The following is a 23,774-nucleotide window of genomic DNA, read 5'->3' on the forward strand; positions in this document are numbered from 1 at the left end:
TTTGAAAATGTAAAGAGTATTTTTTATTTTCCTCAAAATGCTGAAGTAGTAGATTAAATGCAGAAAAGGATTTTCGTCCTTTTTCTGCATTATTTTTTACCAAATCGGGCACGGAAACGGTGAAAAGGGGTAATTCAAGATGAAAATGCTGACGCTGGAGGACAGAAAAGAACTTGAACGGATGTGGAGTGAGGACGCCGCGCCGGTCAAGGTGGCCGTTGCACTGGAAATTAGCCTGTGTACGGTGTACGCAGAATTGAAGCGGGGACAGACGACCGACGGCGAAGGTGAAGTGGTCCTCGATAAGAACTTCCGGCCTGCGTACAGCGCCGAGCGGGGCCAGACCGTGTACCAGCGGAACTTGCGGAACCGTGGACGCCGCCCCAAAAGGGTCGTTGAACAGAAGGAGGCAAAGCAAGCATGACCAACTTTGAGAAAATCGCGGAAACGCCGGAGGCGCTGGGCGAATTTCTGGCCGCGCTTTCTGTTGCAACCGGGCCGTGGGACAAGGATTTCTACAAGGCGTTCTGCGAGGGCTGCGACAAGAGCGATTGCAGGGCCTGCCCGCATGAGGAGGAGCGGAACAATCCGCTGTGGTGGCTGATGATGGGCGCGAAGCAGGGCGAAGTACTGGGGCTGTCCATCAACATCAAGGCGGCGTTCCCTGTCCTGTGGGGCCGGGAGTATTACACCGTGGCTGAGAAGATAAAGGATATGCTCACCATTGAAGAAGCGTCAAAATATTTCCGCATTGGGGAAAACGAACTGAGGAAACTTGCAGAGAAAAATTCCACGTCGGGCTAGGTGATCTTGAACGGCAACCGTATTCAGATCAAGAGGAAACAGTTGGAAAAGGTCATTGACACACTGGACGCGATTTAGCGAAAAAGATAGTGAAAAAGAGCCTTGAATATGCTACAATAAATGCAGGCTTAGGATTTCCGAACTCTGCGGATTGACTGAACCCGACCTTGATTTTGAAAACAGGATAATCAATGTAGACCACCAGCTTTTACGGAGCGCGGAAACAGGCTGCCCGAAAACAAATGTGAATTATGCTACCATGTTTCGGGGGCTTACAAAGAAATGCAACAAGAGCCACGAGGAAACCTTACCCAAAGTAATGACACCCCACCCCCTGCGCCATACGTTCTGCACCAACTTAGCCAATGCCGGCATGAACCCCAAAGCGTTACAGTACATCATGGGACACTCCAATATCACTATGACGCTGAACTACTACGCACACGCATCTTTCGCTTCCGCAAGGGCTGAAATGGAAAGGCTGATTGCAGCATAGCCACAGACGGATTTACTACTTCTTTTACTACCATTGAGAGGAAAAACCTAAAGTATATAAGACTTCTCCCCATATCTAAAATGCCGGGAAAGCCCGGAAATACGGGCTATACCGACATATAAGAACTTCTAAAGAGATAATTTAAATTCACCCATAATTTTAAGGTTTATTTAATGAAAGCTAAACGGTCCTTCAACCCGGCGGTGTTACACTATAGCAAACTTCAAAATTGCTGACACCGAAGCTGCAGGGGCGGCCTGTGACCGCCCTCAGAAACAAATGGGCCTGCCTGTAACAGACGGGCGGCCAAAGGCCGCCCCTACGTGTGGCAGCAAATCTGATGATTGCTATCATCAACATAGAAGAAGCATAGCCCTATGGAAAGGAGCCGTCATAATGGAGATTACACTGGAGCTGGTAGAGCGCCTGAAAGAGAAGGCCAGCGTCAGCTACGCCCAGGCCAAGGAGGCCCTGGAGTACAGCGGCGGCAATCTGCTGGACGCACTGATCTATCTGGAGGAGAAGGGAGCTATTCCCCGGGAGGAGAGCGCCTACTACTCCACCAAGAGCGAAGTCCCCCCTCCCCCGCCACAGGCGGAGCCTCTGCCGGCGGAGCTGCCCGCCGGTGGAAAGAAAAAGAAGGCCTCCAAGCCCCCACGGGCAAAAAAAGAGAGCGGACGGAACTTTTTTACCACTCTGCGCCGCTGGCTCATTGACAACGAACTGGAAATCTGGCGCCATGGCCAGCCTATTACGGCTCTGCCTGTGCTGATTTTGCTGCTTCTGCTGTGCTGTGCCCCGTGGGTTACGATTCCGGTGCTTCTGCTGGGACTTTTTACCGGTTTCCGCTACCAGTTTTCCGGTCCGGACCTGGAGCAGGACAGCCTGAACGGCGTGATCGGCGGCCTGGCTGACACCGCTGCCGGCCTGGGCCGTCAGGTAATGGATGAGCTGCGGGCTCAGCATGACAAACATACCAAAGACAAGGAGTGAATCCCATGGCAGAGCGCATTCTTCTGGTAGAAGATGAAGAAAAGCTAGCCCGGATGGTGGAGATGGAGCTGAAATATGAGGGCTATGGGGTGGAAAAGGCCGCTGATGGCCGCAGGGGCCTGGAGCTGGCTCTGGGCGGCGGCTTCGACCTGGTCCTGCTGGACATCATGCTGCCCCAGCTGTCCGGGATGGAGGTGCTGCGCCGCCTGCGGCGGGAGAGCCAGATCCCTGTGATTATGTTAACCGCAAGGGACAGCGTAATGGACAAGGTGGCCGGACTGGACTCGGGGGCCGACGACTACATCACAAAGCCCTTTGCCATTGAGGAGCTGCTGGCCCGCATTCGGGCCGCCCTGCGCAATAAAAACGGCCAGGGAGAGGAGAACGTGCCCCTGGCGGTGGGGCCGCTGGTTATGGACGTGGAAAAGCACCAGGTCACCGTACGGGGCCGGAATGTGGAGCTGACCAAAAAGGAGTTTGACCTGCTGCGCTGTCTGCTGGAGAACAAGGACCGGGTGCTCACCCGAGAGACCCTGCTGGACGCAGTGTGGGGCTTTGATTTTGTGGGCGAGACCAACTCGGTGGACGTGTACATCCGCTTTCTCCGGAGCAAGCTGGACGACACCTTTGGACTCAAGCTCATCCACACCGTTCGGGGTGTGGGCTACGTCATCAAGGAGGAATCATGATGGTGATTGTATACCGTTCCAACACCGGCTTTACCAAAGAGTACGCCGAAATGCTGGGCAAGGCGGAAAAAATGAAGGTCTGCCCCCTTGCCGAAGCTCAGGGCAAGGTGGGACCTGGGGAGTCCGTCTTCTTCATGGGCCCCCTCATGGCGGGCCACATCTCCGGAATTGACCAGGCAATGAAAAAATTTGCCGTCAAGGGGGTGTGCGGCGTGGGCATGTCCCCCGCCTCCCAGCGGACCATGGACTCCATGGCCCGGGCCAACTACGTGGCCGGTGCCCCGCTGTTCTACCTTCAGGGCGGCTGGGCCCCTAAAAAGGTGGGCTGGCTGAAACGGCGGATGGTAAATATGGTCACCAAATCCACCCGGGAGGCCCTCCGGAGCAAGGGCAGCCGCCGCTCCCCCGAAGAGGAGGCCCAGTATCAAATGCTGGTCAAGGGCGGCAGCTTTGTGGCCTTTGAAAATCTGGAGGAGATCCGGGCGTGGTTGAGGGGCGCATAAAAGTCTCCCTTCGCAAAGGGAGGGGGACCGCCGCCGCAGGCGGTGGTGGAGGGTTTTCCAATCAGCGGTAAGCCTTGGTCCTTCGAAGAAAACCCTCAGTCACGGCTTCGCCGTGACAGCCCCCTTTGCGAAGGGGGCCTTTTTAGAGGAGGTAACCTGTCTATGCCCCGCAAACGTCACCGTTTTCAAACTCCGCCCCCGGCGGATCCCATTGCCGCCGCCCGGGATTCCTCCCTGGCCCTGCGGCTGAATGTGGGCTTTTTTCTGCGTCAGCTGGGTATCTTTGCTGCAATGGATTTGCTGCTGGTGGTGCTGGCCGTCTTTGGCATGTCCCTTTATGCGGAAAACCGGTGTGCCGAAGTGGTGGACATGGTCAACGTCCGGGGGGTGCCCTCCGAGGACGCCCTGGCCTGGATGGAGGCCAGCGACTACACCATCACCCCTCTGGACCGGGACCCCGAGGGGCTGGACTATACCGTAACCACCTGGCTGCCCACCTGCCGGCGGGAGACTGTAGACGGCCTGCGCACCTGGAACTTCAGCAGCTTTTATACGGTGGAAATGCACAACAACGGCCAGCCTTACGCCGTCACGGTGGATACCTCCGGCATCTTCACCGGCCTGTACTGGGCAGGGGTGGTGATTCTGGTCTGCCAGGGGCTGTCCCTGATTACCAACCTGTTCCGCAGCGGCCGCTCTATCCGCAAGGTACTGCGGCCCATTCAGGACCTGGCCGCCACGGCGGCCCGGCTCAACTCCATGACCCACATGTCCCGGCGGGAAATTGAGAGCCTGGCGGGGGAGCTGGACAAGATCGATGCCGCCCACCTGGACAGCCGTATCGACCTGCCTCCCACCCAGAAGGAGCTGCGCTCCCTGGCCCAGTCCATCAACGAGATGATGGACCGGGTGAACCAGGCCTACAGTGCCCAGATGCGCTTTGTCTCCGACGCCAGCCACGAGCTGCGCACCCCCATCGCTGTGATCCAGGGCTACGCCGCCCTGCTGGACCGGTGGGGCAAAACTGACCCAGAGGCTTTACAGGAGTCGATCGACGCCATCCGGGGGGAGGCCGCCTCTATGGAGCGGCTGGTGGAGCAGCTGCTCTTCCTGGCCCGGGGGGATAACGACTCCCAGCCGGTGAAAATGGAGCCGCTGGACCTCACCGACCTGGCCGGCGAGGTGCTGCGGGAGGAGGAGATGATCCACCCCGAGCGCATCTTCCTCCCCCGCTGGGGGGAGGACCCTGTCAGCATATATGCTGACCCCGGTCTGATGAAGCAGGTGCTGCGCATTCTGATGGACAACAGCCTGAAATACAGCCCCCCCGAGGGCCGGGTATATCTGCGGGTGTCCAGAAGCGGGGAGAATGTCCGGGTCACCGTCCAGGACGAGGGGATGGGCATCCCCCCGGAGGGAATTCCCCTTATCTTTGACCGGTTCTACCGCACCGATCTCTCCCGGGACAGGAAGACCGGCGGCACCGGCCTGGGGCTGTCTATCGCCAAGTGGATTGTGGAGCGCCACGGCGGCTGGTTTGAGGTGGTATCCCGCCCTGATGTGGGTACCCGCATCACCGTTGTTTTGCCTGCGCTCCGGGAGGAGGAAAAAGCGTCATGAAGCTGCGTTTTGCCGGAGAGGCAGATGTCCCCGCCCTGCGGGCCATCTATGAGCACTTCATCCCCACCAATATCACATTTGAGTATGTTCTGCCCAGCGGGGAGGAGTTTTCCCGGCGGATGGCCTCCGTTTTGGAGATGTATCCCTATTTGGCCGCCGTGGAAGGGGACACCGTTCTGGGCTACGCCTACGCCCACCGTATCGCGGAGCGGGCGGCTTATGGCTGGGGGGCGGAGCTGTCCATTTACCTCCGCCCCGGCGAGGAGGGAAGGGGGCTGGGCGCCCGGCTGTACCGGGCGCTGATGGAGCTGCTGCGGCTCCAGGGTGTACGGACGGCCTACGGCCTGGTGGCAAGCCCTAACCCCGCCAGCGAGGGGCTTCATTCCGCCCTGGGGTTCCGCCTGATGGGGGTACAGCGAAACGCGGGCTATAAAAACGGCCAGTGGATCGATTTGCTCTGGTTTGAAAAGGCCCTGGCCCCCTATGATCCGGAGCCAGGGCCGCTGGTCCCTGTGGGGGAACTGCCCCCAGAACAGGTCCAGGCTGTACTGGAATGTGGTTGACTTGGCCTTTACTGGCCGAAAATTTCTGCGGCCTGCCTCATATTCTCAATAATGGGGACTGAGAAGGGACACCGCTTTTCGCATGCGCCGCAGGCCACGCACTCCCTGGCGTGATGGGGGAGGACCGCGTAGTGCTCCCGCACCGTCTCAGGCAGCTGTCCCTGAGCCCTGGCCAGGTTGAGGAACTTGGTCACGTTTGCCACGTCGATACCCCGGGGACAGGGGGCGCAGTGGCCGCAGTACATGCAGTGGCCCTCCCAGCTGATTTTGGGCATGGCGGCAAAGGCGGCGGCGTAGTCCTTTTCGCTGTCGGGGGCATTCTCATAGGCGGCGCACTGGACAAGCTCCTCCACCGTCCGGGCTCCGGCCATGACACAGGCCACCCCGGGCCGGGTGAGGGCGTAGTGCAGACACTGGAAGGGAGTGAGCGCCACCCCGGCAGGGGAGTACTGGCTCAGCAGATCGCCGCCGCCAAAGGCCTTCATCACCGTGATACCCACCCCCCGGCGCTGGCAGCTCTCATACAGGGCCTGGCGCTGGGGGTCCATGTTTACCAGGGGCTTTTCATAGGCCGACTCCGCCCACAGCTGCTCCACATCCTCGTTGGCGGGCTGGAGGTCGTAACAGGGGTTGACGCTGAACATGAGCACATCAATAAGCCCGCTGTCCACCGCCGCCTGGCCCACCTCCGGGTTGTGGCTGGACAGGCCGATACAGCCGATCTTCCCTGCCTCTTTCAGCTCCTGGGCGTAGGCCATGATGGGACCGTTCACAATCTCCTCCCAGTCGGACAGGGCGTCGGAGTAGTGAATCATACCAATCTCAATCAAATCGGTGTTCAGCAGGCGGAGCATCTCCTCAAAGCCGGCCTTTACTTTACTGATGTCCCGGGTGCGCAGATACTGTCCCTTCTCCCAGACGGAGCACAGATGGGATTGCAGGACAAATTTGTCCCGCCGGCCCTCCATAGCACGGCCCAGATTGGCCCGGATCTCCGGGTTGGGGGTGTACAGGTCAATGCAGTTGACCCCCAGCACCTCCATTTTGTCCACAAATTCCTTCACCTGTTCATAGCTCTTGTCCACCAGACCCTCACAGCCCATGGCGATTTCGCTGACCTTCAGGCCGGTACGGCCCAATGTACGGTAATTCATGACCATCCTCCTAGATTTTAGTGGAACCATCTTATCACTTGAAGCCGGGTTTAAGTCAAGAGGGAGTTTCCCGATCTGTTGACGGTCAGAGCTGATGGTGCTATCATTATAGCGAGCTTCAAAATTGCGGCCAGCGGGCCGCCAAAGACGGCAGCCCCTGCAAATCATCTGTAGGGGCCGGCCCGTTTGTCTTGAACGTCCATTCAGTTCCAATGGATTAGGCGGTTTTCCAATAGACTGCTCTTTGTTATCTCCAAATTTTCATTTGTCGTTTTGAATATATCATGTGGAACGATGCGTTTTAATCTTTAAGTTCGTGAAGTCGTCTGCGCTCTCCCCCATCAGCACAAAAGGGCCGTCCATAGGGACGGCCCTTAATCCTATAATACCTTGGACAAAAACAGCTGAGTCCGGGGGTTCTGGGGGTGGTCGAAGAACTCCTTGGGGGCGTTCTGCTCCAGAATGTGGCCGCCGTCCATAAACAGCACCCGGCTGCCCACCTCACGGGCAAAGCCCATCTCGTGGGTGACCACCACCATGGTCATGCCGTCCCGGGCCAGCTCCTTCATCACGTCCAGCACCTCGCCCACCATTTCAGGGTCCAGGGCAGAGGTGGGCTCATCAAAGAGCATGACCTTGGGCTTCATAGCCAGGGCCCGGACAATGGCGATCCGCTGTTTCTGTCCGCCGGACAGCTGGTTGGGGTAGGCGTCCGCTTTGTCGGCCAGATCCACCCGCTGGAGCAGCTGGGACGCCGCCTTGTCGGCCTCCTCCTGCTTCATCAGCCCGGTGCGCACCGGGGCCAGGGTGATGTTCTTCCGGATGGTCATGTTGGGGAACAGGTTGAAGTGCTGAAACACCATGCCCATCTGCTGGCGGATCTTGTCGATCTTCACCTTGGGGTCGGTGATGACGGTGCCCTCAAAGGTGATGGTCCCCTTGGTGGGGGTCTCCAGAAGATTGAGGCAGCGCAGGAAGGTGGATTTGCCCGAACCGGAGGGACCAATCACCACCACCTTCTCCCCGGGGCTGATATGCTCGGAGATGTTGTCCAGCACCAGGTGGTCGCCGAAGGACTTGGACAGATTTTTAACGTCGATCACTTTCGCGCAGCCTCCTTTCCAGCCTCCCCTGGGCCCAGGTGAAGACGATCACAATGGCTAAGTACATCACGGCGATACCGATCAGAGGCGGCATGTAGTCGAAGGTCCGGCCGCCAATGCGGGAGGCGTGGTAGGTCAGCTCGGCCGCGCCAATGGCGCTGACCAGGGAGGTATCCTTAAACAGGGTGATGAATTCGTTGCCCAGGGAGGGGAGAATGTTCTTGAAGGCCTGGGGGATGACGATAAAGCGCATGGTGTCAAAGTAATTCAAGCCCAGGGAGCGCCCCGCCTCCGACTGACCAATGTCCACGCTCATCAGGCCGCCCCGGATGATCTCCGCCACATAGGCCCCTGAGTTGATGCCCAGGCCGATAAAGCCCACCATCACCTTATTCCGGCTGGTGGAGAAGATGACAAAGCTCCAGATGAGCAGTTGTACCATCATGGGGGTGCCCCGAATGACGGTGGTGTAGATGTTGCAGAAGACGTTGGCGATACCAAGCAGGAAATTCCGCCGTCCTGGGCGCTGCTGGTCGTGGGCGGTGCGGACTACGGCAATAACCAGCCCCAGACAGGTACCCAGAATCAGGGCGATCACAGTCATCTCCAAGGTGACGCCCAGACCCTGGAGGTAGAGCTTCCAGCGGTCTGCCTCCAGGAACGCGGTGTGGAACCGGTCGAGCGTACGATAGAACCATTGAAGCATAGCGAGGGCCTCCTTTCTTCCGATAGGGAAGAAGGGCGGCCCAAAAAGCCGCCCTTCCCTGGGTGTTTAGTCAGCGGTAATATACTTGTCCACGATCTGCTGGAAGGTGCCGTCGGCCTTCAGCTCAGCCACGGCCTGGTTGACTGCCTCACGCAGAGCGTCGTTGCCCTTGGCAAAGCCAATGGCGTAGTCCTCCACGACCCACTCGCCCTCCAGGATCTTCAATCCCTCAGTGGCGGCGACAAAGGACTTGGCGGGTTCGTTGTCGATAATAACCGCGTCAATCTGCCCGTTGGCCAGGGCCATGACAGCCAGGGAGCCGGTGTCGTAGGCGGTAACGTGGTCGGCACCGTAGCCGCCGTTTTCCGGGGTGTCGGAGGCGAAAATGTAGCCGGTGGTATCCGCCTGGCAGCCGATCATCTCGGCATTTTCCAGGTCGTCAATGGACTGGATGGGGGAATCCTCCTTCACAATGACCACCTGCACGCCGGTGGCGTAGCTGTCGGAGAAGTCCATAACCTCCAGGCGCTCGTCGGTGATGGTGATGCCCGCCATGGCAATGTCACTCTGTCCGGTCTGGACAGCGGTGAGGGCGGCGTTAAAGCCCATGTCGTCAATGACCAGCTCCAGGCCCAGCTTGTCGGCAATGGCGGCAGCCACCTCCACGTCAATGCCCTCAAAGCCGGTGCCGTTAAAGCCGCCGCCGTCGGCGGTCATCTCATAGGGAGGGAAGCCGGCCTCGGTGGACATGATCAGCTTGCCGGGCTGCACGGTGGTGAAGCCTCCGGAGGGGGTGGCGGAACTGGCGTCGCCGCCGTTCTGGGTGCTGGAAGAGGCAGGGGGATTGCTGGAAGCGGCGGGGGTGGAATTGGCGCTGTTATTCCCGCCGCCGCAGGCGGCCAGAGACAGGGACATGGCTGCGGCCATAGTCAAAGCAAGAATCTTTTTCATGTTAAAAACTCCTTTTCAAATGGGAACGATGTGATTTGCTCTCCCGAATGCTGTGGGAAATTATACACCGGCAGATATACATAGTCAATAGATAAGTATTCAAAAATGTGGTGATATATGTCAGTATTTTGGGTGAATCAAACATAAGTATGAAAAACGGTGGGACAGCGAAGAAAAAATATACAAAAAATCAGGATGAATATACAAAACATCCATGTCTGTATTCTGCGAAAAAGGGAACCATCTGGAAATATTTACGTCTATAACAGGGGAGCGGAAATCTTTAAAATTTCTTAAAAAAAGCCGGATCGACTTGCTTTTTTGAAAAAAATTGTTATTCTTATCTTTGACTGCTGCGGCGAGGCCGCATTGGAGGAACGAACATGAGAGCGCTTTTGTATGACGACACCTTCCCCAGGCTGGTGCGGGACTGGCGGGAAAATCCCGGCAAATGGCTGTCCCGGCTGGTTTTTCTGCTCGGCCCCTGGGTCTGCCTGTGGATGGTGGAGATTTTAAACGAGAACGACGTGTTTAACGACCTGGCCCCCTGGCAGGTGCTGATGAACATGGTGTTCTACTACTTTTTTTTCGCGGCTCTGCGGCTGATTCTGGGGCGAAACCGGCGCTCCGCCGCGGCGGGAACGGCGCTGGCCTTTCTCTTTGGACTGGTGAACCACTATGTACTTCGCTTTCGGGGCCGCATCCTCTTCCCGGCGGACGTCACCGGCTGGCGCACCGCCGCCAACGTGGCCAGCGGCTTTGACTACTCGGCGGACCAGTACATCACCCAGGCGGCCATTTTGTTTGTTTGCTATCTGTTTCTGGTGTTCTTTTGTGTTCCCCAGAGGAGGCGGGCCAAGATCCGCCTGCCTGCCGCCCTGCTGCTGTGGGCGGTGATGGCGGGCTACTGCTACGCCTTTTTCTGCACCGGCATGCTCCCCGCTCTGGATATCTATACCCAGCAGTGGGTCACCCAGCGCAACGGTTTTCTGCTCAACTTTTCTATCGCCCTGCGGTACTCCTCGGTGGACAAGCCTGAGGATTACTCCAGGGACCTGGTGCTGGAGCTGATGGAGGACTACCCCGGCGTGGAGGGTAATCCGGAAGGAAAGCCGGTGAATATTGTGGTGGTGATGAACGAGTCCTTTGGCGACCTGACAATCTTTGACAATCTGGACGCCTCAGAGGACCCCACCCCTTTCCTCCACTCCATGGAGGAGAACACCATCAAAGGCTGGATGTACTCCTCCGTCACCGGCGGCGGCACGGCCACCATTGAGTTTGAGTACCTCACCGGCTTTACCAGCCTGTTCCAGCCCCCGCACACTGTGGCCTACCAGCTGTATGTGGAGGAGGGCATGCCCTCCCTGGCTGCCCTGGCTTCCAGCCAGGGCTACGCCACAACGGCCTTTCACCCCTACAAATCCTCGGGCTGGAACCGGGTGATTGCCTATGACTACCTGAACTTTGACCGGCAGATGTATGAGGAGGACGTAGTGAACCCCTACATGATCCGCAGCTACATCTCCGACAAGTCGGATTATGAGATGATTTATCAGTCCACCCAGGTGGAGGACAGCAGCTTTTTCTTCACTGTCACCATGCAAAACCACAGCGGCTACACCCAGGGCTGGTACAATCTGCCCCGGACCATCCAGCTGCCCTCCAACCTGAAGGCGGCGGACTACAGCGCGGAGCAGTTTTTGGATCTGATGCGGGAGAGCGACAAGGCACTGGAAGAGCTGATCGGTTACTACAGCCAGTGTGAGGAGCCCACCCTGGTTGTCTTCTTTGGCGACCACCAGCCTCCCCTGGCCAATGCCTTCTATGAGGAGCTTTATGGGAAAAAGCTGTCGGAGCGCACCACCCAGGAGGTGATGCAGCAGTACGCTGTCCCCTTCTTTATCTGGGCCAATTACGACATTGAGGAGCGCCAGGATGTTGTCATCAGCCCCAATTTCCTGGGGGTGCTCACCGCCCAGACCGCCGGCCTGCCCCTTACAGGGTACATGGAGTTTTTGTCCGACCTGTACCAGGTCATGCCCGCCATCACCCCGGTGGGCTTTGTCACTGCCGACGGTGAATTTCTGTCCAAATCCGAACTCAGCCAGGAACAGCAGGAGTGGCTGTGGAAGTATGAGGTACTCAACTACTGCGGCATGGTGGACCTCTTTAATGAGGCCCGGCCCATGTTCTGTGTGGAATAAGAGAAAGCCCCGCCGGTGGGCGGGGCTTTTATCATGCTGTTTTTTTGCCGGGCTGGTTTCGCTTTGTCACATCATCCCGGAGAATCTGGTAGAAGGCGGCGGCCAGAGGAACGGCCAGCAGCATGCCGAATATGCCTAGCACGCCCCCGCCAATGGTGACGGCGGCCAGTACCCAGATACCGGGCAGTCCAATGGAGGAGCCCACCACTCTTGGATAGATCAGGTTGCCCTCCAACTGCTGGAGGACGGAGATAAACACCAGAAACAGCAGCGCTTGGATGGGGGAGACAGTAAAGATCATAAAGGCCCCCACCCCCGCACCGATATAGGCTCCGGCCACCGGAATCAGGGCGGTGAAGCCAATCAGAGCCCCCACCATAGAGGCGTAGGGGAAGCGGAACAGCAGCATCCCGCCCATGCACAGCAGTCCCAGGATGACCGCCTCGGTACACTGTCCCACCACAAAGCGGCGGAAGCAGTTGTCCAGCGTCTCCAAAAAGTAGAGCAGGTGGCTGTACCAGCCGGGTTTTAGATAGGTTTTCAGCACCAGGGAGCACTGTCGGGACAAATTCTCCTTGCCCATAAGCAGATAGATGGAAAAGATGATGCTGACAATGGCGGTGAAGGCGGTGGACACGGCGGCGGAGACGATAGACACCAGCGAGCCCATCACGCCCCCCAGGCCGGCCAGCAGAAAATTTACTGCCTTAACGGCCAGCTCCTGCCAGTTCACCGTGCCGTCAGGGGCAAAGAGCCCGGCCAGCTGGTCCTGGTTTTCATTGAGCTTGATGCTCAGCTGCTGGAGCAGGGGCACCAGCTCCTGGAGGAGGAGGGTGACACTCTGGAGCAGTTCGGGGAGGATCATCCTCACAATAAGGGCCACCAGGGCTGCCAGGCTTGCGTAGGCCAGCAGCAGGCACACCGGCCGGCGGCTCCTCACCACCAGCGGCTGTTGAGACTTGGGAAGGTACCACCTCTCGTACATGCTCATAAGGATGTTGACGGCGTAGGCGATAACCGACCCCAGAACCAGGGGAAAACCGGCTCTCACCGCCAGCGCCGCCAGGTTGGACAGCATGTCCCAGTAGTGGATGGCCAGATAGAGCCCAAACAGCACCGCACCCCACCGCAGCGGGGCCTTCCACTCCTGTTTCATTTACAGGCCCTCCATCATGTTTACCCGGATAAAGCCGTCTTCCACATTGGTCTCCGCGATAAACTGGGGAACGGCAGGAATCATCAGCTCCCGGGGGCCGCCCTTCACCACATAGACGTTGTTGGCGGGCAGGGTGAGCACGTCCTCAATTTTGCCCAGGACGGCGCCGGTGGCGGCGTCCCGCACCTCCAGGCCGTAGATGTCGGCCAGGAAAAAGGCCCCCTGGGGGAGGGTGACGTCCGCACGGTCGATATACAGGATGGCGTTGCGCAGGGACATGGCGCTGGGCACGTCGGTGGGGCCCTCAAATTTGATGATGACCATGTTCTTGTGGACCCTGGCCCGCTGGACATTCATAGGAAAGTGGGCCTGGTCCACATATAAGGTCTTGAACTGGCACAGGAACTCCGGCGAGTCCGCCCAGGGCTGGACCTTCACCTCTCCCATCAGGCCGTGGACGTTGGTGACCTTGCCCACCTCTAAATATTGTTTCAGCATGTGTGTTCCTCCATAAAATACTGGACATATCCCTTTTCATACCCGTATCTCAGCTCGTCCGCGTAAGGGGCAAGAAACCAGTCACTCGGGCTGAGAATCTGATAGCGGTCCTCCCCGGCGCGCTGGACATTTTTCATCCGGTCAAGGGCCTGGACGATCTGCCTGGGGGAGGGATTCCGCAGGCCGTCCGACCGGGGCTTTGAGATGCGGAAGGTCTTGAAAAAGTCCTTGATATCTTTGACTTGAAATTCCATGATGGAGTAATAGAAAAAGAAATCAATGATCGTTTCGATCTGGTCGCTGAAGGCATAGCAATGAAAATGCCGGGGCACCCGGCTGCGGGTGCTGTTGCAGAAGTAATTCAGCTCGGCCAGTTGTGTGTTTGACCAATTCATATGTCCTCCGAACGGTAAAAGAAAGGCGCAGGGAACCCCCTGCGCCCTTGGCTTAATCGACGATATCCACGCTGATGCGCTTGCCCGCCCGCTGGGCGGCGGAGCGCATCAGAATGCGGATTTCCTTGGCGATACGGCCCTGACGGCCGATCACCTTGCCCATGTCCTCCGGGGCGACCCGGAGCTCCAGGACGGTCTCGCCGTCGCCCTCGACCTCAGTGACAGACACCTGCTCGGGGTGCTCCACCAGGTTCTGGGCCACGTAGGTGAGAAGCTCTTTCATGAATGACCTCCAGCCATTACAGGGCGCCGGCTTTTTTCAGCAGGTCGCGGACGGTCTCGGTGGGCTGAGCGCCAGTCTTGATCCAGGCCTGGGCCCGGTCCACATCCACCTTCAGCTCGGTGGGATCGGTGGTGGGGTTGTAGAAGCCGATTTCCTCGATGAAACGGCCGTCACGGGGATAGCGGGAGTCAGCCACCACGATACGGTAGAAGGGGGCCTTCTTCGCGCCCATGCGGCGCAGTCTGATTTTAACCATGTATCTTCACCTCCAAATGAATTTGTTTGTTGATATGGAAAACACAGGATGTGTCTTGCCAATATTCCAAGGCTTCCCCCCTCAGGGGGAAGGCTTTTTAGAAGGGCATTCCGCCCATTCCCGGTATTCCCCGGCCTTTTTTGCCCATCATTTTCCGCAGATTCCTGGGCATTTTGCCGCCGGAGAACTGGCGGGTCAGCGTCTGGAGCATCTCAAACTGCTTGAGCAGGCGGTTTACATCTACAACCTGGGTACCCGAACCGGCGGCAACGCGCTTTTTCCGGCTGGAGTTGAGCAGCTTGGGGTCCTCCCGCTCGGCGGGGGTCATGGACAAAATGATGGCCTCCATCCGCTGCATAAGCTTCTCGTCCATGGTGGCCCCCTCCAGGTCGCTGGCCTTCACGCCGGGGAGCATCCCGGCGATCTCGGTGAGGGAGCCCATATTTTTCAGCTGCTTCATCTGTTCATAGAAGTCAGTGAGGGTAAACTTGTTCTTGCGCAGCTTTTCCTGGAGTTCCAGAGCCTTTTTCTGGTCAAAGCTCTGCTCCGCCTTTTCAATGAGGGAGAGCATGTCGCCCATGCCCAAAATGCGGCTGGCCATGCGGTCGGGGTGGAAGACCTCGATCTGGTCCAGCTTTTCCCCCACGCCCACAAACTTGATGGGCTTGCCGGTGACTGCCTTGATGGACAGGGCCGCACCGCCCCGGGCGTCGCCGTCCAGCTTGGTGAGGAGGACCCCGTCGATATCCAGCGCGTCGTCAAAGGCCTTGGCGGCGTTTACCGCGTCCTGGCCGATCATAGCGTCCACCACCAGCAGAATCTCGGTGGGCTCCACGGCGGCCTTGATGGAGCGCAGCTCGTCCATCAGCTCCTCGTCCACGTGGAGGCGGCCGGCGGTGTCCAGAAAGACCATGTCGTTGCCGTGCTTAGCAGCGTGCTCCACAGCGGCCCTGGCGATATCCACCGGGTTGGTCTGACCCATCTGGAAGACGGGGATATCCAGCTGTTTGCCCACCACCTCCAGCTGCTGGATGGCGGCGGGGCGGTAGATATCGCAGGCGGCCAGCAGGGGACGCTTGCCGTTTTGCTTTTTCATCAGACCGGCCAGCTTGGCGCCGTTGGTGGTCTTGCCCGCGCCCTGAAGGCCCACCATCATAACAACCGTGGGCGGCTTGGAGGAGATAGCCAGCTTGGCGGCGGAGCCGCCCATCAGCTGTGTGAGCTCCTGATTGACAATTTTAATAATCTGCTGGGCGGGGGACAGGGCCTCCAGCACGTCGGCCCCGACGGCCTTTTCGGTGACCTGGGAGACGAACTGCTTGACCACCTTGAAGCTGACGTCGGCCTCCAGAAGGGCCAGGCGGATCTCACGCATGGCCTCCTTCACGTCGGCCTCAGACAGCCGGCCTTTACCCCGCAGCTTTTTGAACGCGGCGGTCAGCTTTTCAGAAAGTCCTTCAAATGCCATAGCGCTACTCCTTCAGCAGGGTCTGCACCCCGTCCCGGAACCGGAGGGCCAGCGCCTCCAGCTCGGCGTTGTCCTGCTGGGCGGTGAGCTCCACCATGCGGCCGGCGTCTTGAAGCAGCTGCTCCAGCTGGCGGCGGGTGGAGTGGAACCGCTTAATCAGGCCGGTCTTGTCCTCCAGCTCGGTGAGGACGGCCTCCGCCCGGACGATTACATCCCGGACGCCCTGGCGGGTGATGCCGTAGTTTTCGGCAATCTCTCCCAGGGATAAATCCTCGTTATAATACAGATCGTAAAACTCTTTTTGGCGGTCTGTTAAGATGTCGCCGTAGAAGTCGAACAGCATTGCCATACGGTAGGCTTGGTTTTTCATCCAACAGACCTCCTCGCCAAAATGTAAAGCACATTAACTTTACATTTTTGGAGTGTACCACATTTTTTCCCGTTTGTCAAGCCAAAATACTTGCCGGAGCAAACCGGCGTTTTGGTATATTACGCCATAGCCGGGGGAAAACTGGAGGGAAAAGCCTCCCCCGCGTGGAGGGAGCCAAATCAATCAGGAGGTCTTCTCATGTCCACCACCCCCCACGTCCCCATGGACGACGTCCATCTGAAAAAATACGCCATCAATGCCGCCAAGGAGGCCAGGCTGGGCGAAAGCGTTTCCTGCCGCAGGCTGTCCAGAGAGCTGAGAGCCGGTCTGAAAACGGTGGGCCGGGCGCAGGAGGCGCTGAGCGATTGGAGCGCTGGCCACGCCTCCCTGCCCGGGGCGGCGGAGTGGCTGCTGGACAACCACTATATGGCCGTCCGGGAGGGAGAGCGGGCCAGAGAGGCGTTCAAGCGGGGCAGGCCCCTGCGCGGGACGGAGAAGGGGGACGCCCTTCTTCAAGTCTGCGCCCGGGGGGCTTTGTGGGCGGTGCCCGACCTGGACCAGAAGCGGATGGGACTGTATTTGGAGGCCTTCCAGTCGGTATGTCCGCTGACGGAGCGGGAGCTGTCCCTCTTCGTCCCCGCCCTGGCCGGGGCGCTGGTGGAGCGGCTGGCCCGGCTGTGCTCCGGCCTGGACGCCCTCAGAGAAGGCAAAGTTCCCCCCGAGGAGATGGCCCCCATCTTTGCCGCCCTGCGGGCCCTGTCCGGGGCGGAGTGGAGCGCCCTGCTGGAGGGGGCCAGCCAGGTGGAGCAAATCTTGCGGCGGGACCCCTCGGGCCACTACCCCCGCATGGATGAGGATACCCGCCGCCGCTACCGGCAGAAGGTGTGCCGTCTGGCCAAAAAGCAGGGCATGGAAGAGGGGGAGGCCGCCCGTCGCGCCCTGGAGCTGGCCGGTCAGGGGGAGGGACCAAGCCGTCACGTGGGCTGGTACCTCTACCGGGAGCCGATGGGGAAAAAGGAGCGGCCCCGCTCCGGGGTGAGCTATGGGGCGGCGGTGGTGGGGCTGTCTTTCATCGCCGCTCTGGCCCTGTGGCGGGCGGCGGGGACGCCCATCGCCGCGCTGCTGCTGATTTTGCCCCTGTCCGACATTGTGAAAAACGTGCTGGACTTTCTGCTGGTCCGCCTGGTCCCGCCCCGTCCGGTGCCCAAGATGGAGCTGGAGGGGGGGATTCCCAGGGAGGGGAGAAGCTTGTGTGTGGTAGTGTCTCTCCTCACCGGGGAGGACAGCGGCCCCAGGCTGGCCGCCTTGCTGGAGCGCTATCGCCTGGCCAACCGGGACGCTGGCCCCGAGCTGCGGCTGGGCGTCCTGGCCGACCTGCCTGACAGCTCCACCCCCATGGGGGAGGAGGGAACCGCTTGGATGGAGACCGCCCGCCAGGCGGTGGACGCCCTCAATGAGAAGTACGGCGGGGGGTTTTACCTGTTTTTCCGTACCCCGGCGTTCAGCCGGCTGGACGAGCGCTATATGGGCTGGGAGCGGAAGCGGGGGGCTCTCACCGAGCTGGTCCGTCTGTTGAAGGGAAAGCACACCGCTCTGGAGGTGAAATCCGGGGAAAAGGGCTGGCTGCGCCAGGTGAAGTATGTGATTACCCTGGACTCGGACACCAGTCTGAACGTGGGCACCGCCCGGGAGCTGACCGGAGCCATGCTCCACCCCCTGAACCGGCCGGTCATTGACCAGGAGCGCCGCATTGTTGCCGCCGGCCACGCCCTGTTCCAGCCCAGAGTGGCGGTGGAGCTGGAGGCGGCCAACAAGTCCTTCTTTTCCAGGGTGTTCGGCGGGCTGGGAGGCGTGGACCCCTACGGCTCCACCGCCAGCGATGTGTACCACGATCTCTTTGACCAGGGCACCTACACCGGAAAGGGCGTCTTTTCCGTGGACGCCTTCCACGCCTGTTTGGACAGCCGCTTTCCCGACAACGCCATTTTGTCCCACGATCTGCTGGAGGGCAGCTACCTGCGGGCAGGCCTGCTGGGGGAGGTGGAGCTCACCGACGGCTGCCCCTGGCAGGTGTATGGCTACTACGCCCGCCTCCACCGGTGGATTCGGGGGGACTGGCAGCTGCTCCCCTGGCTTTTGGGCCGGGTTCCGGATGGCAGGGGCGGCTGGGAGGACAATCCCCTGCCCCCGCTGGCCAAGTGGAAAATTTTTGACAATCTGCGCCGGTCTTTGTCCCCCGTCTTTACCCTGCTGACACTGGTACTGGGGATGTGCTTTTCAGGAATGGTCTTCGCCTGGGCGGGCGGTGTGGCGGTGGTGGCGGCCGCCTCCAACCTGCTGCTGTCCGGGGCGGAGCTGGCCGTGCGGCGCAGCGGCAGGCGGCGGCGGTACCACTCTACCGTGATCGCCGGACTGGCCGAGGCCATCTTGCAGACCGCCATCCAACTCATCTTCCTGCCCTATCAGGCCTATATCTCCCTCACCGCCATTTCCTCCTCCCTGTGGCGAATGACTGTCTCCCACAAAAATCTGCTGGCCTGGGTCACCGCCGCCCAGACGGAGAAGGGGAAGGGGAGTGTCTGGTTCTACTACAAGAAAGCCTGGTTTTCGGCGGCGGCGGGAGTGCTGGTGATGTTTCTGGCTCAGCTCCGGTTTGGAAAGGCGGTGGGTCTGGTCTGGCTGCTGGCCCCGGTACTGGCCTGGGCGGTGAGCCGCCCCTCCAAAAAGGGGAAGGCCCTGCCCCCCGCAGACCGGGCCTTCCTCCTCCACCAGGCCGCCTTGATCTGGCGATATTTTGACAAATTTCTCCGTCCTGAGGACGGTTACCTGCCCCCGGACAACTGGCAGGAGCAGCCTGGCCCCGCCCTGGCCCGGCGGACCTCACCCACCAACATTGGCATGGCCCTGCTGTCCGTTATGGCGGCGGCCGACCTGGATCTGCTGCCCCGCAAACGGGCGGTGGAGCTGATGGGTCATATTCTGGACACGGTGGAGGGGCTGGACAAGTGGAAGGGCCATCTGTACAACTGGTACGACACCTCCACCCGGGCTCCCCTCCACCCCCGGTATGTGTCCACTGTGGACAGCGGCAACCTGCGGGGCTGTCTCATTGCCCTGCGGGAGGGGCTGTACCAGTGGGGGGAGGATGTGTTGGCCCGGCGGGCGGAAAAGCTGTCCTGGGCCATGGACTGCGCCCCCCTCTTCGACTGGGAGCGGCGGCTGTTCTCTATCGGCTATGAGGTGGAGCGGGACAGGCTCACCGACGGCTGCTACGACCTGATGGCCAGCGAGGCCCGGCAGACCAGCTTTATCAGCGTGGCCCGGGGGGAGGTCCCCGCCCGGCACTGGCGGCGGCTGGGCCGGATGCTGCTGGGGGACAATGACTACTGCGGCATGGCCTCCTGGACGGGCACTATGTTTGAGTACTTCATGCCCAACCTCCTTATGCCCTGTGAGCCCAATTCCTTCCTGTATGAGACGCTGGCCTTTTGCGTCTACGCCCAAAAGCGCCGGGGGGACAAGACCAAACGGCCCTGGGGCATCTCGGAATCGGGCTTTTACGCCTTCGACCCAGGCATGAGCTACCAGTATAAGGCCCATGGGGTCCAGGCCCTGGGACTGAAGAGGGGGCTGGACACCGAGCTGGTGGTGTCCCCCTACTCCTCCTTTTTGGCCCTGCTGCTGGCCCCCCGCAGCGCCCTGCGCAATCTGCGCCGCCTGCGGGACATGGGGCTGGAGGGCCGGTACGGCCTGTATGAGGCGGTGGACTACACCCCCGCCCGCCTTACCGGCGGGGAAGACTACGAGGTAGTCCGCTCCTATATGTCCCACCATCTGGGGATGAGCCTGGTGGCCATTGACAACGCCCTGCGGGACAACGTGATGCAAAAGCGGTTTATGAAGGACTGCGACATGTCCGCCTATCGGGAGCTGCTTCAGGAGCGGGTGCCGGTGGGAGCTCCTGTCATGCGTCAGGAGGAGCGGGACTTTCCCCAAAAGCTCCGTCCCGCCGCCGGACCGGCCCTGGTCCGGGAGGGGGAGGGCTTTGGTCGGAAGTATCCTCAGTGCCACCTGGTGACCAACGGCAGCTACAGCCTGCTGGCCTGCGACAACGGCCTTACTGCTTCCCATCTGGGGGAGGCGGCTGTCACCCTGGCCAGGCCGGGGGAGTACCATGCCCCCGCCGGGGTGTCCGCCTTTTTCAGCGGGCCTGACGGCGTAGCGGGACTGACCCCCGCCCCCCTGTATCAGAGCGGGGGAACCTACCGCTGGGAGTTCTATGCCGGGGGAGCCTCCTGGTTTTTTGAGCGGGAGGGGCTGTCCGTCCGGACTGCCCTGTCCGTCCCCCGGCGGGAGAACGGGGAGCTGCGGCGGATTGAGCTGACCTGGAAGGGGAAAAAGCGGCTGGAGGGGGAGCTGCTCCTCTATCTGGAGCCTGTGCTGTGTCCCCAGCGGGACTTTGACGCCCACCCGGCCTTCTCCCGGCTGTTTTTGGAGTGCTCTCTGGAGGGGAATGGGGCCCTGTTCCGCCGCCGCCCCCGGGGGGAGGAGGAGAGCTTGTACCTGTGTGCCGCCTGGACGGGGGAGGGGACCTCCGCCGCCCTGGACCGCGCCGCCGCACTGGGCCGGGGCGGACTGCGGGCCCTGGCCCACCGTAAGCCGGGCCCGCTCAAGGCGGATGCGGGCTCTGACCCCTGCCTGATGGTGCGCATCCCCCTGTCGCTGTCTTCCGGGGAGCGGAAGACGGTGTCTCTCGCCCTGGCGCTGGGGGACAGTGCCTCCTCCGCCCAGGCGAAGGCCAGGCGGATCCTGGAGGCCAGGGAGGGGACATTTGCCTCTTTGGCCCCGATTGCCCAAAAGCTGGCCCTCAGCGAGCAGGAGGCCCTGGCCGCCTTTGACCTGCTGGCCCGTCTGGCGGCTGCGGAGGAGCGGAGGGACCGCCCGCCCCAGTCCGCCCTGTGGCCCTACGGTATTTCCGGGGACATGCCTATCGCCGCCGGTCAGCTGTCCAGAGAAGAGGAGGTAGAGGAAGCCGTTCTCTGGTGCCGCTGGCACCAGCTGCTCACCCGGGCGGGGTACCCCTTCGACCTGGTCCTCCTGCTGGAGGAGGGGGGCGACTACCGCCGGCCTCTTCGCTCCGGTTTGACAGAGGAGCTGAAAAAGCTGGAGGCAGAGTTTGCCCTGGGGGCCAAAGGGGGCATCCACCTGGCCGGCCCCTCCGCCGCCCCGGCGGTGCTGGCCTGGGCCAAGGCGGTGCTGCCCATAGAGGACGGCGGCCTGTCTGAAGAGATCGCCCCGCCGCCCTCGGTGAATCTGGCTCCCGGTCCCGCTCCCTGGACCATGGAGGGGGACGCCGTTACCATTCATACAGGGGAAAGGCTGCCGGCTGTGGGGTGGAGTCAGGTGTTATGTAACCCGGAGTTTGGCTGGCTCACCGACGAGACAGGGGCGGGTCTGCTGTGGTCCGGAGGCAACGCCCGGGAGGGCAAGCTCACCCCCTGGGCCAACGACCCGCTGACGGTTGGTGGACAGGAAAATATTATGGTAAATCTGAACGGCCGGGATATCTCCGTCTTTGCCGCCGGAGACGGCCTTGCCTGCACCGTCACCTACCGCCCCGGCTTTGCCCGGTGGGAGAAGAAGCTGGACGGCGGAGTTCTGACCACTGAGGGCTTTGTCCCCATAGAGGAAAACCGGCGTATCCTACGCTTTACCCTCACCGGGGTGGCCGGGCGGATTGTCTACCGCCTGGGGGAGGGGGAAGTTCTCTCCTCCGCCCTGTCCGACGGCCAGCCGGTGGCGCTGGTGACCAAGGAGAAGGGGGGCAAGCCCTGCTCCCGCTTCTTCCGGGAGGATTTTCAAAAGGAACAGGCGCAGACCCTGGCCTGGTGGCAGGGAACGGTGTCCGCCCTTACGGTCAAAACCCCCTCCGGGGCGCTGGACCGCTATCTCAACGGCTGGTGTCTGTATCAGGTGGCCGCCTGCCGCCTGATGGCCCGGACCAGCCAATACCAAAATGGTGGGGCCTTCGGCTTTCGGGACCAGCTCCAGGACGCGGCGGCACTGGTGTACACCTGGCCGGACCGGACAAGAGAGCAGCTCCTTCTGGCCGCCTCCCGGCAATTTGAGGAGGGGGACGTACAGCACTGGTGGCACCCGCCCCAGGGGGCCGGGGTGCGCACCCGCATCTCCGACGACCTGTTGTGGCTGCCCTGGGTGACATGCCGGTACTGCGCTGTCACAGGAGACTGGGCCCTTCTGGAGGAGGAGGTAGCATACCTCACCGCCAAGCCCCTGGAGCCAGGGGAGAAGGACCGGTATGAGCTCCCCCAGACGAGTGAGAAGCGGGACAGCCTCTACCGCCACGGCCTGGCTGCCATCCGGTACGCTCTGGGCCGGGGAACCGGTCCCCACGGCCTGGCCAAAATGGGGGGCGGCGACTGGAACGACGGTATGGACCGGGTGGGGGGCGAGTCGGTGTGGCTCACCTGGTTTTTGGCAGCGGTTTTGCAGGACTTTTCCGTCCTGTGCCGCCGGGCGGGGGAGGAGAATACCGCCCAGGACCTGCTGAAACAGGCGGACGCCCTGATTCAGGCCGCCCAGAACGCCTGGGACGAGGGCTGGTACCGCCGGGGATACTACGAGGACGGCACCCCCCTGGGTTCCGCCAAAAGCGACCAGTGCCAGATTGACTCTATCGCCCAGTCTTTTGCCGTCTTCCCCGGCGGGACCGACCGCCAGCGGGCGGACGAGGCGGTGTCCTCCGCCCTGGACCGGCTCTTCGACCGGGAGGCGGGCGTTGTGCGCCTCTTCGACCCGGCCTTTGACGGCGATGGGGAGAAGGACCCCGGCTATATCAAGGGCTACCCCGCCGGAGTGCGGGAAAACGGCGGACAATACACCCACGCCTCCGTCTGGCTGGCCATAGCCTGCTTCCGGCTGGACCGCCCGGCGGAGGGCTGGGCCATTCTGAACGCCCTCCTCCCGGAGGGCCATCCCGCCGAACTCTACCGGGCGGAGCCCTATGTTATTGCCGCCGACGTATCCTACGCCCCGGGCCGGGTGGGCCGGGCGGGGTGGTCCTGGTACACCGGGGCCGCCGGGTGGTACTGGCAGGCGGCTGTCCAGGAGCTGCTGGGCCTGAAGGTAACTGAGGGCCGCCTCACCGTGGAACCCAACCTCCCCCCGGACTGGCCGGGATACGAGGCCAAATGGAGGCTGCCCCAGGGGCGGCTGACGGTCGCAGTGAAACGTACCGGAAGCTATTCCGCCGCTCTGGACGGTAAAGCAGTAAAAGAGGGCGTCCTGCTGAAGGGATTGACCGGGGAGCACCGGCTGGAGGTCAGCATCTAATCAAAGGCCCCTTCACAAAGGGGGCTGTCAGCGAAGCTGACTGGGGGGCCAAGAAACTGATGCGCTTCAACAGGAGAAAACCCTCCGTCATTTGCATGGCAAATGACACCTCCCTTTGCGAAGGGAGGCCAGCTTGTCGAAAAAGTCTGCCTACCGGCAGACTTTTTCATGTAAAGATGATAAAATAGGGAATAAGGGGTGAGGAA

The 23,774-nt window shown here is 60.8% G+C and carries 21 protein-coding genes and 1 pseudogene; 10 read left to right on the plus strand and 12 right to left on the minus strand.

All coding sequences use genetic code 11. The features are described 5' to 3' along the window. Nucleotides 1-139: 139 nt before the first annotated feature. The 8 genes and pseudogenes from NFS22_RS14345 to NFS22_RS14380 all read left to right on the plus strand — a co-directional run bounded on the left by NFS22_RS14345 (nucleotide 140) and on the right by NFS22_RS14380 (nucleotide 5,668). A complete protein-coding gene (locus tag NFS22_RS14345) occupies nucleotides 140-424 on the plus strand; it encodes a hypothetical protein (protein WP_251318398.1) in 285 nt (94 codons plus the stop codon). Then, the gene (locus tag NFS22_RS24265) at nucleotides 421-804 is read left to right on the plus strand and encodes a B-box zinc finger protein (protein WP_478293081.1); all 384 of its coding nucleotides are present in this window, start codon (nucleotides 421-423) and stop codon (nucleotides 802-804) included. Before NFS22_RS14345 ends, NFS22_RS24265 begins: the two co-directional genes overlap by 4 nt. A gap of 127 nt (nucleotides 805-931) precedes the next feature. Next, a pseudogene (locus tag NFS22_RS14355) lies at nucleotides 932-1,300 on the plus strand (site-specific integrase); the annotation flags it as partial. A 396-nt stretch (nucleotides 1,301-1,696) separates the two neighbouring features. Continuing rightward, nucleotides 1,697-2,293, plus strand: coding sequence for a UBA domain-containing protein (locus NFS22_RS14360; protein ID WP_251318399.1), 597 nt, complete (start codon nucleotides 1,697-1,699; stop codon nucleotides 2,291-2,293). A gap of 5 nt (nucleotides 2,294-2,298) precedes the next feature. Then, complete coding sequence (locus tag NFS22_RS14365) at nucleotides 2,299-2,982, plus strand: response regulator transcription factor (protein WP_251318400.1); 684 nt, start codon at nucleotides 2,299-2,301, stop codon at nucleotides 2,980-2,982. Beyond that, nucleotides 2,979-3,485, plus strand: coding sequence for a hypothetical protein (locus NFS22_RS14370; RefSeq protein ID WP_251318401.1), 507 nt, complete (start codon nucleotides 2,979-2,981; stop codon nucleotides 3,483-3,485). The genes NFS22_RS14365 and NFS22_RS14370 overlap by 4 nt, the downstream gene beginning before the upstream one ends. 162 nt (nucleotides 3,486-3,647) lie before the next feature. Beyond that, nucleotides 3,648-5,105: a sensor histidine kinase gene (locus NFS22_RS14375; RefSeq protein WP_251318402.1), complete on the plus strand. Its 1,458-nt coding sequence runs from the start codon at nucleotides 3,648-3,650 to the stop codon at nucleotides 5,103-5,105. Beyond that, complete coding sequence (locus tag NFS22_RS14380) at nucleotides 5,102-5,668, plus strand: GNAT family N-acetyltransferase (RefSeq protein ID WP_251318403.1); 567 nt, start codon at nucleotides 5,102-5,104, stop codon at nucleotides 5,666-5,668. Before NFS22_RS14375 ends, NFS22_RS14380 begins: the two co-directional genes overlap by 4 nt. Nucleotides 5,669-5,676: 8 nt before the next feature. On the opposite strand, the gene NFS22_RS14385 is transcribed toward NFS22_RS14380, so the two are convergent. From NFS22_RS14385 to NFS22_RS14400, 4 genes are all read right to left on the minus strand, one after another. Beyond that, nucleotides 5,677-6,822 (minus strand): aldo/keto reductase, encoded by a 1,146-nt coding sequence (locus tag NFS22_RS14385; protein WP_251318404.1) that lies wholly within the window; start codon nucleotides 6,820-6,822, stop codon nucleotides 5,677-5,679. A gap of 380 nt (nucleotides 6,823-7,202) precedes the next feature. Next, nucleotides 7,203-7,925 (minus strand): amino acid ABC transporter ATP-binding protein, encoded by a 723-nt coding sequence (locus NFS22_RS14390; RefSeq protein WP_251318405.1) that lies wholly within the window; start codon nucleotides 7,923-7,925, stop codon nucleotides 7,203-7,205. Continuing rightward, complete coding sequence (locus tag NFS22_RS14395) at nucleotides 7,912-8,631, minus strand: amino acid ABC transporter permease (RefSeq protein ID WP_251318406.1); 720 nt, start codon at nucleotides 8,629-8,631, stop codon at nucleotides 7,912-7,914. Before NFS22_RS14395 ends, NFS22_RS14390 begins: the two co-directional genes overlap by 14 nt. Nucleotides 8,632-8,697: 66 nt before the next feature. Then, on the minus strand, nucleotides 8,698-9,582 hold the full coding sequence (locus tag NFS22_RS14400) for a transporter substrate-binding domain-containing protein (protein ID WP_251318407.1): 885 nt from the start codon (nucleotides 9,580-9,582) through the stop codon (nucleotides 8,698-8,700). 383 nt (nucleotides 9,583-9,965) lie between these two features. On the opposite strand from NFS22_RS14400, the gene NFS22_RS14405 reads away from it, so the two are divergent. Continuing rightward, on the plus strand, nucleotides 9,966-11,789 hold the full coding sequence (locus NFS22_RS14405; protein ID WP_251318408.1) for an LTA synthase family protein: 1,824 nt from the start codon (nucleotides 9,966-9,968) through the stop codon (nucleotides 11,787-11,789). Between the two features lie 31 nt (nucleotides 11,790-11,820). Here the strand turns inward: NFS22_RS14405 and NFS22_RS14410 are convergent, their stop codons facing one another. The 7 genes from NFS22_RS14410 to ylxM all read right to left on the minus strand — a co-directional run bounded on the left by NFS22_RS14410 (nucleotide 11,821) and on the right by ylxM (nucleotide 16,215). Continuing rightward, nucleotides 11,821-12,945, minus strand: coding sequence for an AI-2E family transporter (locus tag NFS22_RS14410; protein WP_251318409.1), 1,125 nt, complete (start codon nucleotides 12,943-12,945; stop codon nucleotides 11,821-11,823). Beyond that, nucleotides 12,946-13,443, minus strand: a complete 498-nt coding sequence (rimM, locus tag NFS22_RS14415) for a ribosome maturation factor RimM (RefSeq protein WP_251318410.1) — start codon at nucleotides 13,441-13,443, stop codon at nucleotides 12,946-12,948. Further along, nucleotides 13,437-13,838 carry a hypothetical protein gene (locus NFS22_RS14420; RefSeq protein WP_251318411.1) on the minus strand — a complete coding sequence of 134 codons (402 nt, stop codon included), beginning with the start codon at nucleotides 13,836-13,838 and terminating at the stop codon, nucleotides 13,437-13,439. The genes rimM and NFS22_RS14420 overlap by 7 nt, the downstream gene beginning before the upstream one ends. Before the next feature lie 52 nt (nucleotides 13,839-13,890). After that, a complete protein-coding gene (locus tag NFS22_RS14425) occupies nucleotides 13,891-14,121 on the minus strand; it encodes a KH domain-containing protein (RefSeq protein ID WP_251318412.1) in 231 nt (76 codons plus the stop codon). Between the two features lie 16 nt (nucleotides 14,122-14,137). Beyond that, nucleotides 14,138-14,377: a 30S ribosomal protein S16 gene (gene rpsP / locus NFS22_RS14430; RefSeq protein ID WP_251318413.1), complete on the minus strand. Its 240-nt coding sequence runs from the start codon at nucleotides 14,375-14,377 to the stop codon at nucleotides 14,138-14,140. Between the two features lie 97 nt (nucleotides 14,378-14,474). Further along, entirely contained in the window at nucleotides 14,475-15,845 is a 1,371-nt protein-coding gene (ffh, locus tag NFS22_RS14435; RefSeq protein WP_251318414.1) for a signal recognition particle protein, read from the minus strand. 4 nt (nucleotides 15,846-15,849) lie between these two features. Next, nucleotides 15,850-16,215: a YlxM family DNA-binding protein gene (ylxM, locus tag NFS22_RS14440; protein WP_251318415.1), complete on the minus strand. Its 366-nt coding sequence runs from the start codon at nucleotides 16,213-16,215 to the stop codon at nucleotides 15,850-15,852. Between the two features lie 198 nt (nucleotides 16,216-16,413). Between ylxM and NFS22_RS14445 the strand changes: the two genes are divergently transcribed. Further along, nucleotides 16,414-23,568 carry a GH36-type glycosyl hydrolase domain-containing protein gene (locus NFS22_RS14445; RefSeq protein WP_251318416.1) on the plus strand — a complete coding sequence of 2,385 codons (7,155 nt, stop codon included), beginning with the start codon at nucleotides 16,414-16,416 and terminating at the stop codon, nucleotides 23,566-23,568. Here the strand turns inward: NFS22_RS14445 and NFS22_RS14450 are convergent. After that, nucleotides 23,565-23,774: hypothetical protein (locus NFS22_RS14450; protein ID WP_251318417.1), on the minus strand; the 210-nt coding region annotated here is incomplete at its 5' end. The genes NFS22_RS14445 and NFS22_RS14450 overlap by 4 nt on opposite strands.

The sequence above is a fragment of the Flintibacter muris genome (genome assembly GCF_943192995.1).
In the GTDB taxonomy this organism is placed as follows: Bacteria; Bacillota; Clostridia; order Oscillospirales; family Oscillospiraceae; genus Lawsonibacter; species Lawsonibacter muris.